1 protein-coding gene is annotated in these 300 nt (G+C 70.7%); it reads left to right on the forward strand.

Features of this window, described 5'->3' with window-relative positions:
- A partial coding sequence (locus VR44_RS39180; RefSeq protein ID WP_045952462.1) for a beta-ketoacyl synthase N-terminal-like domain-containing protein occupies positions 1–300 on the forward strand: 300 nt, incomplete at both ends.

Here is a 300-nt window from a genome sequence, read left to right on the forward strand (position 1 = left end):
GAGGCCCTCGCCATGGACCCCCAGCAGCGACTCCTGCTGGAAACCTCGTGGGAGGTCTTCGAACGCGCCGGCATCGACCCGGCCACCCTGCGCGGCTCCCGGACCGGCGTGTTCACGGGCGTCATGTACCACGACTACGCCTCCTCCCTCCAGACGGTGCCCGAAGGGGTGGAGGGCTTCCTCGGCACCGGCAACTCGGGCAGCGTCATCTCGGGCCGGCTCTCCTACACCTTCGGCCTGGAAGGGCCGGCGGTCACCGTCGACACGGCCTGCTCCTCCTCCCTCGTCGCCCTGCACCTG

Origin of the sequence: Streptomyces katrae (genome assembly GCF_000966975.1) — a bacterium.
GTDB lineage: Bacteria > Actinomycetota > Actinomycetes > Streptomycetales > Streptomycetaceae > Streptomyces > Streptomyces katrae.